12 protein-coding genes are annotated in these 13179 nt (G+C 67.3%); 8 read left to right on the top strand and 4 right to left on the bottom strand.

The annotated features are described in order from the left end of the window. The first annotated feature begins 74 nt into the window (after positions 1-74). Positions 75-1553, top strand: coding sequence for a 30S ribosomal protein S1 (gene rpsA / locus Q9R39_RS19785; protein WP_058251851.1), 1479 nt, complete (start codon positions 75-77; stop codon positions 1551-1553). Between the two features lie 76 nt (positions 1554-1629). Here rpsA and Q9R39_RS19780 read toward each other — a convergent pair whose 3' ends face one another. Both Q9R39_RS19780 and Q9R39_RS19775 read right to left on the bottom strand, forming a co-directional pair. Continuing rightward, positions 1630-2229 (bottom strand): SWIM zinc finger family protein, encoded by a 600-nt coding sequence (locus tag Q9R39_RS19780; RefSeq protein ID WP_280359771.1) that lies wholly within the window; start codon positions 2227-2229, stop codon positions 1630-1632. Continuing rightward, on the bottom strand, positions 2226-3821 hold the full coding sequence (locus Q9R39_RS19775; RefSeq protein WP_396275706.1) for a DEAD/DEAH box helicase: 1596 nt from the start codon (positions 3819-3821) through the stop codon (positions 2226-2228). The genes Q9R39_RS19780 and Q9R39_RS19775 overlap by 4 nt, the downstream gene beginning before the upstream one ends. A gap of 234 nt (positions 3822-4055) precedes the next feature. On the opposite strand from Q9R39_RS19775, the gene Q9R39_RS19770 reads away from it, so the two are divergent. The 4 genes from Q9R39_RS19770 (at position 4056) to Q9R39_RS19755 (ending at position 7759) form a co-directional block, all read left to right on the top strand. After that, positions 4056-4802 (top strand): TetR/AcrR family transcriptional regulator, encoded by a 747-nt coding sequence (locus tag Q9R39_RS19770; protein WP_280359770.1) that lies wholly within the window; start codon positions 4056-4058, stop codon positions 4800-4802. A 91-nt stretch (positions 4803-4893) separates the two neighbouring features. Further along, the gene (gene aztD / locus Q9R39_RS19765) at positions 4894-6126 is read left to right on the top strand and encodes a zinc metallochaperone AztD (protein ID WP_311278017.1); all 1233 of its coding nucleotides are present in this window, start codon (positions 4894-4896) and stop codon (positions 6124-6126) included. A gap of 128 nt (positions 6127-6254) precedes the next feature. After that, positions 6255-7151, top strand: a complete 897-nt coding sequence (gene coaE, locus Q9R39_RS19760; protein ID WP_058251879.1) for a dephospho-CoA kinase — start codon at positions 6255-6257, stop codon at positions 7149-7151. 215 nt (positions 7152-7366) lie between these two features. After that, positions 7367-7759: a hypothetical protein gene (locus Q9R39_RS19755; protein WP_396275703.1), complete on the top strand. Its 393-nt coding sequence runs from the start codon at positions 7367-7369 to the stop codon at positions 7757-7759. Position 7760: 1 nt separating this feature from the next. Here Q9R39_RS19755 and Q9R39_RS19750 read toward each other — a convergent pair whose 3' ends face one another. Further along, on the bottom strand, positions 7761-8354 hold the full coding sequence (locus tag Q9R39_RS19750; protein WP_311278015.1) for a DUF402 domain-containing protein: 594 nt from the start codon (positions 8352-8354) through the stop codon (positions 7761-7763). 94 nt (positions 8355-8448) lie between these two features. Here Q9R39_RS19750 and Q9R39_RS19745 point away from each other — a divergent pair, with 94 nt between their 5' ends. From Q9R39_RS19745 to Q9R39_RS19735, 3 genes are all read left to right on the top strand, one after another. Beyond that, the gene (locus Q9R39_RS19745; RefSeq protein ID WP_311278014.1) at positions 8449-9114 is read left to right on the top strand and encodes a hypothetical protein; all 666 of its coding nucleotides are present in this window, start codon (positions 8449-8451) and stop codon (positions 9112-9114) included. A gap of 20 nt (positions 9115-9134) precedes the next feature. Then, complete coding sequence (gene uvrB, locus Q9R39_RS19740; RefSeq protein ID WP_058251857.1) at positions 9135-11291, top strand: excinuclease ABC subunit UvrB; 2157 nt, start codon at positions 9135-9137, stop codon at positions 11289-11291. Between the two features lie 169 nt (positions 11292-11460). Continuing rightward, a complete protein-coding gene (locus tag Q9R39_RS19735) occupies positions 11461-11904 on the top strand; it encodes a universal stress protein (protein ID WP_058251858.1) in 444 nt (147 codons plus the stop codon). A gap of 47 nt (positions 11905-11951) precedes the next feature. On the opposite strand, the gene Q9R39_RS19730 is transcribed toward Q9R39_RS19735, so the two are convergent. After that, complete coding sequence (locus tag Q9R39_RS19730; protein WP_311278013.1) at positions 11952-12869, bottom strand: hydroxymethylglutaryl-CoA lyase; 918 nt, start codon at positions 12867-12869, stop codon at positions 11952-11954. Between the last annotated feature and the right edge of the window lie 310 nt (positions 12870-13179).

The raw sequence follows: 13179 nt of genomic DNA, 5'->3' as shown, positions 1-13179 counted from the left end.
GGTCCAGGTGGTGTCGATCAACAGAGCTTTGCAGAATCGTACCTACTACACACCTGTCCGGAGCAACTCAACATATGTCGTCCCCCACGATCACCTCGCCGCAAGTAGCCGTCAATGACATCGGCACTGCCGAGGACTTTCTCGCCGCCATCGACTCCACGATCAAGTACTTCAACGATGGCGACATCGTGGAAGGCACCATCGTCAAGGTCGACCGGGACGAGGTTCTGCTCGACATCGGTTACAAGACCGAAGGCGTCATCCCTTCTCGCGAACTGTCGATCAAGCACGACGTCGACCCCAATGAGGTCGTCAACGTCGGTGACGAGGTCGAAGCCCTGGTCCTCACCAAGGAGGACAAAGAAGGCCGTCTGATCCTCTCCAAGAAGCGTGCGCAGTACGAGCGGGCTTGGGGCACCATCGAGGAGCTCAAGGAGAAGGACGAGGCCGTCAAGGGCACCGTCATCGAGGTCGTCAAGGGCGGCCTGATCCTGGACATCGGCCTGCGCGGCTTCCTCCCGGCATCGCTCGTGGAGATGCGCCGCGTCCGCGATCTGCAGCCGTACATCGGCAAGGAGATCGAGGCCAAGATCATCGAACTCGACAAGAACCGCAACAACGTGGTCCTGTCGCGTCGCGCATGGCTCGAGCAGACCCAGTCCGAGGTCCGCAGCGAGTTCCTGCACCAGCTGCAGAAGGGCCAGGTCCGCAAGGGCGTCGTGTCCTCGATCGTCAACTTCGGTGCGTTCGTCGATCTCGGCGGCGTCGACGGTCTGGTCCACGTCTCCGAGCTGTCCTGGAAGCACATCGATCACCCGTCCGAGGTCGTCGCCGTCGGCGACGAGGTCACCGTCGAGGTCCTCGACGTCGATCTGGACCGCGAGCGTGTGTCGCTGTCGCTCAAGGCAACTCAGGAAGATCCCTGGCGCCAGTTCGCCCGCACCCACGCCATCGGCCAGATCGTGCCGGGCAAGGTCACCAAGCTGGTGCCGTTCGGTGCGTTCGTCCGGGTCGACGAGGGCATCGAGGGTCTGGTCCACATCTCCGAACTGGCCGAGCGCCACGTCGAGGTGCCGGATCAGGTCGTCGCCGTCGGTGACGACGCGATGGTCAAGGTCATCGACATCGACCTGGAGCGTCGTCGGATCTCGCTGAGCCTGAAGCAGGCCAACGAGGACTACACCGAGGAGTTCGACCCCTCGAAGTACGGCATGGCCGACAGCTACGACGAGCAGGGCAACTACATCTTCCCCGAGGGCTTCGACGCCGAGACCAACGAATGGCTCGAAGGCTTCGAGAAGCAGCGTGAGGCATGGGAGGCCCGGTACGCCGAGGCCGAGCGTCGCCACAAGATGCACACCGCCCAGATGGAGAAGTTCGCCGCTGCTGCCGCAGAGGCCGCCAACGCCCCGACCGACTACTCGTCGGCGTCGGAGAGCCGCGGCGGATCGTCGTCGAGCAGCAGCTCGACCGGCGGATCGTCGGCCGGCGGTTCGCTGGCCAGCGACGAGCAGCTTGCCGCACTGCGTGAGAAGCTGTCGGGCAACGCCTGACACGCCTCGCTCACCGAGCACGATGAAGAAGCCCTCCCGGGAGACCGGGAGGGCTTCTCTCGTCTGGTGCCGACGGTCAGTCGGGCGCCCCGGTGCGACGCCGAGCACTCCAGTAGTCCCGGGCGTCGAAGGTTGTTAGTGCCGCCCACCGCAGCGGCATCCGGCTCGGTGGTCCATCCGGGTGGTCCGTGCCACCGGCGACTCCGCTGCGCCGTGCTTCGAAGTCGCGTAGGCGGAGGGCCAGCAAGGGCTCTCGATCGACGGCCGCGGCGAGGGCATAAAGCGTGGCGAGGATGTGCAGGCACCGGTCGCCGCGGGCGCGGCAGGAGCAGTCGGCGACCTCGAGAACCGGTGACGACCACGACGCCGCTTCGATGAGGCGACGATGCATGTCGTCGGTCGGTTCGGTGGATTCGCCGAGCATCCCCCTCACCGTCGTCGCGTTCGCCGGGGTCATGGCATCGAACTCGAGATGTGCCATCGACGCCTCGCCGCCACGCTGCACCAGACCGCTGACCGAACGTCCGTCGACGGTGAGCGTGACGCCGCCGTTGCGGGCGACACTGCGGGCTCGTGGCGCCGAGGCGTTGGGGCCACGCGCCGAGATCGGCTCGGCGAGCCGGACGATCTCGGCGCCCCAGCGGGTGAACCCGAATTCGGCAGGAGTGCTGGTCATCGCGCCTCCCGGTGACGCCGCAGGATGTCCATCAACCGCTCGTCGTCGAGGCCGGTCAGCTCGGTGAGGGCGGACGTGTCGTCCGCGTGCGCGCCGAGCGCGGACTTGCGCCGGTGCAGGCGATCGATGTGCTCTTCGAGGGAGGTGGCCGAGGTTAGGGTGGTGATCGTGACGGGACGTTCCTGGCCGATTCGGTGCACCCGGTCGGACGCCTGGGCCTCGACCGCCGGGTTCCACCAGCGGTCGAAGTGGATGACGTCGCAGGCGCGCGTGAGGGTGAGCCCGACGCCGCCGGCTTTGAGGCTCATGACCATCAGCCCGGGGCCTTCGCCCGCCTGGAAGGCGGCGACGAGTTCGTCGCGACGGCTCGCCGAGAGACCGCCGTGGAAGAACGGTGCCTCGACCGCCAGTTGTTCGGCGAAGTGCCGGACGAGGAGTTCACCGGTTTCCCGGTACTGGGTGAAGACGAGCGTGGGGGAGCCGGTACGCAGGTTGTCACCGAGGATCTCTGTGCACACGTCGAGCTTGCCCGAGCGTCCCGCGAGCACCCGGGTGTCGCCGGTGACGAGGCCGGGATGGTTGCAGATCTGCTTGAGCCGGGTGAGTGTGGCGAGAATCCGTCCGTGTCGTTCGAATCCGTCGCCGAAGCCGGTGTCTTCCACGCGCGCGAGGTGAGCGTCGTAGAGCTGCGCCTGTTCGTCGGTGAGATCGACGAGCACCGGATTGCCGATCTTCGGCGGCAGCGCCGAGGCCACACGGGATTTGGTGCGCGCCAACATCACCGGCGCGACCGCCACCCGAAGTCGTCGCAGCGCGCCGGCGTCGCCGTCGTCCACGGCTTTGGTGAAGCGCCGCCGGAACACCGCCCGGTGAGGAAACAGTGCGGGCGCGACGACCCGGAGAATCGCCCAGAGGTCGTCGAGACTGTTCTCGATGGGAGTGCCGGTCAACGCGACGTGAGCCCGGGCGCCGACGGTGCGCGCCGCGCGTGACACCTGGGTGCGCGGATTCTTCAGGGCCTGCGCCTCGTCGAACACGGCTGTGGCCCAGTCGAATCGACGGACATCGGCGATGCTCAGTCGCAGTCTCGCGTAGGAGATCACGGTGATCGAACCGGGCCCGTCCGGCGCATGCTCGAGGGGGCCGGTGTACACGTTCAGATCGGGCGCGAAGCGGGCCACCTCGTGACTCCAATTGGTCACGAGGCTGGTCGGGCAGACGACCAGCTGTGGTCCCTCGTGCGCCCGAAGCGTCAGCAGTCCGATCGCCTGGACGGTCTTGCCCAGTCCCATCTCGTCGGCCAGCACGGCACCGCCGGTGACCTCCACGGTGCGGGCCAGCCAGGCGATACCGCGAATCTGATACGGCCGCAGGTGGGCTCGCAGAGTGTCTCGCAGTATGTCCTCGGCGGCGAGAGACTCCTGCAGCGCTGTACGGGCGAAGTCCGCAGTCGTCACCGCCGTCCCGGTGGGATCGATCTCGGCGTGTGCGGCGAGCGGCAGCGGTGTCGCGGAGTCGCCGGCGAGTGTGCGTCGCCACGCTTCGACCGACTCCGCGACTCGGCTCGGATCACCCTGGTCGCACGCGGCCAGGAGTGCCGGGGGATCGACGAGTTCGCAGCGGACGTCGCGAACGACGAGGTCGCGGCCGTCCGGGACCGCGAGACGGCAGGTGTCCGACAGGTTTCCGGCATCGGACTGGTGGGAAGACCAGAGCGCGAACTGGTGCAGGTCCGGCAGATAGGTGGCCTGAGTGGGCAGTGGACGCTCCTCTTGGTACGGTGTACGGGGTTATGGCTCAGTACACCGTACGGGAAAGGCGTCGCCGTGTCGACCGCAGATGATGCACGCACGCTGGTCCGACTGCTCTGGCGGGCCGAGGCCGGAGATGGCGGTCCGCGGCGGGGGCCGCGGCAGCGGGTGTCGGTCGACGACATCGTGACGGCGGCGATCGACCTCGCGGACGAGCGCGGGCTCGGTGCCGTCTCGATGCGCGCCCTGGCCGCCGAACTCGGCGTCGGGCCGATGAGTCTGTACACCTACGTGCCGACGCGTGACGTGCTGGTGGCGCTCATGATCGATCACGTGACAGCACGGACTCCGATGCCCGGGCCGGCACCGACCGTCGTCGAGTCCCTGGCGGGAGTCGCGCGCGCACTGCGTGCCGAGTGTCTCGACCACCCATGGCTGCTGGCGGCCTCGCCGTGGCGCCAGGTGCTGGGCCCGCACCGCCTGGCCCGGTACGAGCGGCAGCTCGAACTGCTCGAGGCGACCGACATCTCGGATGTCCAGCGGGACAACATCATCGCACTGCTCGGTGCCTTCGTGGCCGGCAACGCCCGCGAGGCGGTCGGGGAGCGGACGGCCGCCGAGGAATCCGGGATGAGCGACGCGCGATGGTGGGAGATCGTCGGTCCTGAACTCGCGGCGGTCATCCCCGATGGTGCGTACCCCCTGTCGGATCGGGTCGGCAGTGCGGTCGGAGAGATCCATCAGGCGCCCGGCGCCCCCGATGACGCCTTCGAATTCGGACTCGCCCGCGTGCTCGACGGGTTGCGGCCGTTGCTGGCCTGATGCCGGGGTGTTCGCGAGGAGCGGCCGTTGCGGGCCACCATCATCCCATGCGTTGTTGACAATGATTTTCATATCCATGTTCACTGTTCGGGTGTTTGCACAACGGACAAAACTGACCCGCTCTCTCGCGTTTCTCACCGCCGCGTCGTTCGCGCTCGTCGCCTGCGGGAGCGAGGATTCGAGCGAATCCGCGCCCGCCTCCAGCTCGGCCGCGGCCGTCGAGCAGCAGAGCGCCACGCCGCGCCTCGCGCTCAGCTACGACGGCGGCATCCTGGTCCTCGACGCGGAGTCGTTGGAGCAGGTCGCCGACCTCCCGATCGACGGCTTCATCCGACTCAACAGCGCCGACAACGGCCGTAATGTGTTCGTCTCGGAGTCGGACGGGTTCCGGGTTCTCGACATGGGTACCTGGACGCGTCAACACGGCGACCATGGTCACTACTACACGACGACACCGGCCCTCACCGACATGACGTTCGGCGGTGAAGAGCCGGGACACGTTGTGCCACACGACTCCCGGATCGCCCTCTTCACCGACGGCACGGGCCAGGTCGACATCGTCGAGCCCGCCGAGCTCCTGCGCGGGAACCCGGCGTCGACCTCGTTCACACTTCCCGAGCCGCACCACGGGGTCGCGGTGTTCCGTGAGGACGGCACGGTCGTCGTCACCGTCGGAAACGAGGAGTCGCGCAGCGGCATCGCGATCCTCGACCCGGAGCGCAAGGAGATCGTGCGCAACGACCAGTGCCCGGGTGTGCATGGCGAGGCCGCCGGCGCCGGCGGAGTGCTCGCTTTCGGTTGCGAGGACGGACTGCTCATCGTGAACGGGAACGACATCCGCAAGGTCGAGAGCCCCGACGAGTACGGCCGCATCGGCAACCAGGCCGGCAGCGAGGAGTCCCCGATCATCCTCGGCGACTACAAGTCCGATCCGGACGCCGAACTCGAACGGCCGACCCGGTTCTCGCTCACCGACACCCGCACCGGCCAGCTCCGGCTCGTCGACCTCGGCACCTCCTACAGCTTCCGGTCCATCGAGCGCGGTCCCGGCGGGTCCGCCGTGATCCTGGGAACCGACGGTGCCCTGCACGTCTTCGACGCCGACACGGCGGCCAAGACCGCCACGATCCCCGCCATCGGCGCGTGGACCGAACCCGACGAGTGGCAGTCCCCGATGCCGAACGTCGTGGTGCAGGAGGGCATCGCCTACGTCAGCGACCCGGCGGCCAAGAAGATCGTCGCCGTCGATCTGAACAAGAACGAAAAGGTAGGCGAGGCGGACCTGCCGCACGAGACCATCGAACTGGCGGCCGTCACCGGCTGATACCTCAACCCGAGGAGACCTCGTCTCGACGTCGTGACCTGCTGAGGGTCATCGCGCGAGACGGGGTCTCTGGTGTTCGGCGGGGCCCTTCCAACGTGTCGCAGACGGAATTTGTCACACTGGTGGGCGTGATCAGGCTTGGGCTGACCGGTGGCATCGGGGCCGGCAAATCGACTGTGGCAAAGACGTTCGTCGAGCGGGGCGCGTACATCATCGACGCGGACAAGGTCGCCCGGGAGGTGGTCGAGCCGGGATCCGAGGGTCTGGCTGCGCTCGTCGAGGCGTTCGGTCCGGACATCCTGGCCGCCGACGGGAGTCTCGATCGTCCGGCTCTCGCGGCGAAGGCCTTCGTCGACGACGAGTCGCGGCTGACGCTCAACGGCATCACCCACCCGCTCATCGGTGCGCGGACCCAGGCCATGCTCGACGACGCACCGGCCGACGCAATTGTGGTGCAAGACATCCCGCTGCTGGTCGAGAACCACACGGCGCCGTTCTTCCATCTGGTCGTGATCGTGTTCGCCGAGGCCGACGTGCGGTTGCACCGGCTGACCACCATGCGGGGTGTCGCCGAGGCCGATGCCCGTGCCCGCATCGCCGCGCAGGCGACCGACGAGCAGCGTCGTGCCGTGGCCGACGTATGGCTGGACAACTCGGGCGCCCCCGAGGAACTGGCGGCATCGGCCGCCCGGGTCTGGGACGAGCGCCTCGTGCCGCTCGAGCTGAACGTCCGCGAGCGTCGCGTCGCCGAGTCGGTGCCCGGGCTCGTGGCAGCAGAACCGAATCCCGATGGTCCGTCCGCGCGTCTGGTGAACCGATTGTGGGCGCTCGCCGGCGAACTTGCCACCGCGGTCGACATCGTCAACCCGGCGACGGTCGAGTTGCGGGTGACCGCACGTGACGCCGGCGCCGCGGAGGGCTTGGCGGATCGTCTCGCCGACGGTGGATTCGCACCGGCCGGACCGGATCAGTACGGGTCCTGTGACCCGGGGCGGCCGGCCGCGGTGCGGGTCGTGACACGCTGACCGGCGGTTGGCACAAAAACTGACTACAAACGTTGCCAAAATTGGCACATGCTGCCCCGTCCGCTGCTAACTTGTGAGTCGCACGCCCCCGCAGTGGGGGTGGTCGCTGAGGACGAAGCCCAGGAGTGGAGTACAGCATGGTCGGTCGGGGAAGTCGGAGTCGCGCGCGGATTGCCAGTGGCGCAGTAGCTTTCGGTGCAGTTGCGTGCGCAAGCGTGGCGCTGGCCGCGCCGGCGGAGGCGGCGCTGCAGGGCATCGCGGTGGACACTCTTCCGGGTTACGGCTCGTCGGCCAACGGCTCGTTCAACTACGGGGTGTACGGCGCGGGATGTTCCTACACACTGTCGGTTCTCGTCAGCGATCCGCGTTCGGCGAAGTCGAATCTGAAGGTCACCCTGGTGGGCGCCGGGCGCTCGGTCACGATCTACGACCAGAAGCCCACGAGTGTCGAGATCCGGCCCAAGTGGCGGCCGTCGACCCCGGGCCGCTACCTGCTGAAGGCGACCCTCGACGGAGTCGAGAAGTCGAGGGCGGTCACGGTGGGCACCGGCGTCCAGCTCCCCGACTTCATCCGTAACGGATCCTGTTTCGTGCTGCCGACGTACTGATCTACCGGGCCTCGCCGTGGCGACGGTGGTCGTGGTCGCGAAAGGCCACCGCGCCACCCGCCGCGGCGTCGAGCCAGGCCTGTATGTCGTTGCCGTGTTCCGCCGCACCGACGAGTGCACGCGTGGCGATCCCGACGGCTTCGACGCACTGCCCGGTGTCGAGCAGTCCCTCACGGTGGGCCTCGAGCAGCTCGTCGGTGTCGAGCAGCAGGGGAGGGGTGCCCGGCACGTCGACGAGATCGAGGTACCAGTCCTCGGCATGCCACCGGCCGTCGTCGTCGGGGCCGGCGAACCGGCCGACATCCAGGTACAGGCGCTGCCCTTCACGGTAGCCGCCCTGGTAGTGGAAGATGTTGGCGCGCAACCCCAAGGCGGGTAGCAGCCATGACTCCAGGTGGTCGAATCTGGGGTGCCCGGGAGCGTGGCGCGACATGTACAGCCCGAAGTCGGTGACGCGATACTCCTCTACCTCCCGGACGAATCCCTTGTTGTCGGTGTTCGTCATCGCCGGGACGTCGAAAGTCTCGCATTTGGGCGGGTGCAGCGGGTGCGGTGCTGACCCGGGGTCGGCGGTGCGCCCGCCATCGCTCGTCATGCTCTGAATCTAGACAGCCTCACCGACGATCTCAGGGTGAAAGCCCGAGTTCTCACCGATGCGTCCGACCGCCGATTCGCGGGATGGTCGGAACATGAGGACTTTCGTCGCCGAACGGGGCCGTGGAGTGGCCCGCGAACGAATCACAGCGCGGCCGACCGTCAAGTGCGCACGGCACCTGCTGCTGTGGATACATGTGCTCTCGTCGGTCTGTTGGATGAGCCAGGCGCTCGCGATGGCGGTTCTGATGCTGAGTCCCGGGGACGGGGGCGCGGTCGCAGCACACGTCCTCGACACCACGGTCCTGGTGGTCTCTGCCAATGTGTCCGCGATGTCGGGATTCCTGCTGTCCGCGACGACGCCGTGGGGCTTCTTCCTCCACTGGTGGGTCCTCGTGAAGTTCGCGATCACGGTGAGCCAGCTCGTCGTCGGGATCTCGGTGCTCTCACCAGCTCTCGACTCAGCGGCGCGCGCCCGCGAAGTCGCGTCGACCGGCCTGCTCGCGTCGACGGTCCTGATGGCCACGTTGATCGCGTTCCAGGGCTGGCTGTCGATCGCGAAACCGTGGTCGCGCGTGCCGCGCCGGTCCCGCGGCAAGGCGCCGGTTCCGGGCCCGGCGGTCCGGATCGCGGCGCCCGTCGCGGTCCTCGCCGACGTCGGGGTGTTCGTCGTCGTCGGCCAGCCGATCCCGCTGTGCTCGGCGCTCGTGCTCGTCGCCGCGCTCGTCGGACGCCGGTCCGCGGGAACATCAATGTCATAGGTCGCGTTTACCCTGGCACTATGGCTTTTGCAGCAGAACGCCCCGTCATCGCGCACTCGGAGTTCCGGCCGGTCGGCGAGATCGAGCGGACCGATGCCCGCCTGCAGGTCGTCAGCGAGTACGAACCGGCCGGCGACCAGCCCGCCGCCATCGAAGACCTCACCCGCCGGATCAAGGCCGGGGAGAAGGACATCGTCCTCCTCGGCGCGACCGGCACCGGAAAGTCGGCGACCACGGCCTGGCTCATCGAGCAGGTGCAGCGCCCGACGCTCGTGATGGCGCCGAACAAGACGCTCGCAGCGCAGCTCGCGAACGAACTGCGCGAGATGCTGCCCAACAACGCGGTCGAGTACTTCGTCTCGTACTACGACTACTACCAACCAGAGGCGTACATCGCGCAGACCGACACCTACATCGAGAAGGACTCGTCGATCAACGACGACGTCGAGCGCCTACGTCACTCGGCGACGTCGAGCCTGCTGTCGCGACGCGACGTGGTCGTCGTCGCCTCGGTGTCCTGCATCTACGGCCTCGGTACGCCGCAGTCCTATCTCGACCGGTCCGTCGAGATCGAGGTCGGTCAGGAGATCGATCGCGACGCCCTGCTGCGTCTGCTCGTCGACGTCCAGTACACGCGCAACGACATGTCGTTCACCCGCGGCAGCTTCCGGGTGCGCGGGGACACGGTCGAGATCATCCCGTCCTACGAGGAACTGGCTGTGCGCATCGAGTTCTTCGGCGACGAGGTCGAGTCGCTGTATTTCCTGCATCCGCTGACCGGTGACGTCGTGCGCCAGGTCGACTCGCTGCGCATCTTCCCGGCCACCCATTATGTTGCCGGGCCCGAGCGTATGGAGAAGGCGATGGCGAGCATCGAGCGCGAGCTCGAGGAACGACTCGCCGAGCTGGAGGGCAAGGGCAAGCTGCTGGAGGCCCAGCGTCTGCGCATGCGCACCACCTACGACCTGGAGATGATGCGTCAGGTCGGATTCTGCTCAGGCATCGAGAACTACTCGCGCCACATCGACGGCCGAGCCGCGGGGAGCGCGCCGGCCACGCTCATCGACTACTTCCCGGACGACTTCCTCCTCGTCATCGACGAGTCGCACGTGACGGTGCCCCAGATCGGCGGCATGTACGAAGGCGACATGTCGCGCAAGCGCAACCTCGTCGAGTACGGATTCCGGTTGCCTTCGGCGGTCGACAACCGACCGCTCACATGGGACGAGTTCGTCGACCGCATCGGACAGACCGTCTATCTGTCCGCGACTCCCGGGCCCTACGAACTGGGCCAGTCCAACGGCGAGTTCGTCGAACAGGTGATCCGTCCGACGGGACTCGTGGACCCGCAGGTCGTGGTGAAACCCACCAAGGGCCAGATCGACGATCTGGTCCATGAGATCCGCGAGCGAACCGATCGCGACGAGCGCGTCCTGGTGACCACCCTGACCAAGAAGATGGCCGAGGATCTCACCGATTACCTGCTCGAACTCGGTATCCGCGTCCGGTACCTGCACTCGGAGGTCGACACCCTGCGTCGTGTCGAACTGCTCCGCCAGCTGCGGTCCGGTGATTACGACGTTCTGGTCGGCATCAACCTGCTCCGCGAGGGTCTCGACCTGCCCGAGGTCTCGCTCGTCGCGATTCTCGACGCCGACAAAGAGGGCTTCCTGCGGAGCACCACGTCGCTCATCCAGACGATCGGTCGCGCGGCCCGCAACGTGTCCGGCGAGGTCCACATGTATGCGGACAAGATCACCGACTCGATGCGCAACGCCATCGACGAGACCGAGCGGCGTCGCGAGAAGCAGATCGCGTACAACAAGGCGAACGGCATCGATCCGAAGCCGCTGCGCAAAAAGATCGCCGACATCCTGGACCAGGTCTACAAGGAAGCCGAGGACGAGGCCGTGGCGGTCGGCGGTTCCGGACGCAACTCCAGCCGCGGACGCCGCGCACAGGGTGAGGTGTCGAAAGCCGGTAGTTCGGGGGTCATCGAGAAGCGTGACGTGTCGATGATGCCCCGCGCCGAGCTCGCCGACCTCGTGTCCCAACTCACCGACCAGATGATGAGTGCCGCTCGGGATCTGCAGTTCGAACTCGCCGGACGACTCCGCGACGAGATCGCCGATCTGAAGAAGGAGATGCGAGGGATGGACGCGGCCGGGATCAAGTGACGTCTGTTCGGGGTGGCAGCGTCGGGTTCACGATGTGCCGATCACCACGAACGGGGGACAGACGCGCCCGTGGCACACTAATGTCCCCGTGCAGGACCCCTGCATTGTGGGTATACGCGATGACGCCTCGCTGATGGGCAGCGAGGCGAATTCATGTCGAGAGGTTGGGATGAGCTCTTACGAAACCGTCGTCGTCGGAACGGACGGCTCCGAGTCGTCGATGAAGGCTGTGGAGCGTGCGGGTGCACTCGCGGGCGACGCTCAGTTGGTGATCGCGTGCGCGTACTTCCCGAACGAGCGCGGAGCCGGCGACGCCGCGGATGTCCTGAAAGACGAGGCGTACCAGGTCACCGGATCGACGCCGACCGAGGAAATCCTGCGAACCGCGAAGGAACGGGCCACCAAGGCCGGTGCGTCGAACGTGGTGCAGCGCCCGGTCAAGGGTGCTCCGGTCGACGCGCTCCTGCAGTTGGTGAGCGACGTCAAGGCCGATCTTCTCGTCGTGGGCAATCGCGGCCTGAATTCGATCGCCGGCCGGCTCCTCGGATCGGTCCCCGCCGATGTGGCCCGCAAGTCGGCGTGCGACGTGCTGATCGTCCACACCACCGGATAGTCGACGAAGGGTATCCCACCGGTGCGTTCGCACCGATGGGGTCCCGCTCAGATGTCCCCGTCTGCGCGGACGGCCGGAAATGCTCCGGCACGTCCGAGGAGTGCGGGGACATTCTTGTCGAGGGCCCGGCCCAGCCACGCGGCGGTGTCGATCAGCCCCTGCATGTCGACACCCGTGATGACCTCGGACCGATCGAGTGCGTAGACGAGATCCTCAGACGCGATGTTGCCGGTCGCCGCGGGCGCGAACGGACACCCACCGAATCCGCCGACACTGGCGTCGATGGCGCCGGCACCCGAATCGAGCGCGGTGAGAGCATTCGCGTAACCGGTGTTCCGCGTGTTGTGGAAGTGCCAGCGCTGTGGAATACCGGGTGCACTATCCGTCGTGCGGGCGGCGAGATCGCGGACCTGCGCCGGGACCCCGACGCCGATCGTGTCGGCGAGAGCGATCTCGTCCGGGGCGGCCTGATCGGTCAACCGCGCCACGATGTCGGAGATCCGGCGCGGGTCGACCTCGCCCGTGAACGGGCAGCCGAACGCGACCGCGATGGTCACCGTCGTCGCGAGGCCGGCCGCACGCGCGTCGCGCACCACGTCGACGGCCGCGGAAACGGTGTCCTCGACGCTGCAGCCCTGATTACGGCGGCTGAACGCCTCGGTGGCCACGACGACCGCGTTCACCTCGTCGACCGCGGAGGCGAGAGCGCGGTCGAGACCACGACGATTCAGGACGAGCCCGATATAGGAGACACCGTCCACGCGGGGCACCCCGGCCATGACCTCCTCGGCGCCGGCCATCTGCGGTACGCGTTTGGGGTTCACGAAACTCACCGCCTCGATCCGGCGCAAGCCGGCGTCGACGGCCCGGGCGATGAACTCGATCTTCTCCTCGACGGAGAGCAGGGTCTGCTCGTTCTGCAACCCGTCCCGCGGGCCCACCTCGATCAACTGCACGTCTGACACCAGTCCGATCTTGCCTTGTCCGGCGCTGCGACTCCATCGATCGAGGCCCCTCGCTTCGCTCCCGGCGCCGGTGTCCATTCGGCCCGCTCGCTTCGCTCCCGGCGCCGGTGTCTATTCGGCCCGCTCGCTTCGCTCCCGGCGCCGGTGTCTATTCGGCCCGCTCGCTTCGCTCCCGGCGCCGGGCGAAGCCGTGTCCGAGATGCCGTTCTGCCCCGGTGTCGGTCGAACGACCGAATCCTACGGTCCCGGAACCACGCCAGACGGTACGAAAGTGACCAGTGTGGCTCCATCGCACTCGGGTGATCCCATC

This window comes from Gordonia sp. AC31 (assembly GCF_031844505.1).
Classification (GTDB): Bacteria; Actinomycetota; Actinomycetes; order Mycobacteriales; family Mycobacteriaceae; genus Gordonia; species Gordonia hongkongensis.
The sequence above is the reverse complement of the archived record's forward strand: the minus strand, read 5'-3'. Positions and strand labels throughout refer to the sequence as shown.

What these genes read in the sequence shown, in the direction of transcription:
- rpsA (WP_058251851.1), top strand. Translation starts at nt 75, where the DNA reads ATGTCGTCCCCCACGATCACCTCGCCGCAAGTAGCCGTCAATGACATC.
- Q9R39_RS19780 (WP_280359771.1), bottom strand. Translation starts at nt 2,229, where the DNA reads ATGACCAGCACTCCTGCCGAATTCGGGTTCACCCGCTGGGGCGCCGAG.
- Q9R39_RS19750 (WP_311278015.1), bottom strand. Translation starts at nt 8,354, where the DNA reads ATGACGAGCGATGGCGGGCGCACCGCCGACCCCGGGTCAGCACCGCAC.
- Q9R39_RS19745 (WP_311278014.1), top strand. Translation starts at nt 8,449, where the DNA reads ATGAGGACTTTCGTCGCCGAACGGGGCCGTGGAGTGGCCCGCGAACGA.
- uvrB (WP_058251857.1), top strand. Translation starts at nt 9,135, where the DNA reads ATGGCTTTTGCAGCAGAACGCCCCGTCATCGCGCACTCGGAGTTCCGG.
- Q9R39_RS19735 (WP_058251858.1), top strand. Translation starts at nt 11,461, where the DNA reads ATGAGCTCTTACGAAACCGTCGTCGTCGGAACGGACGGCTCCGAGTCG.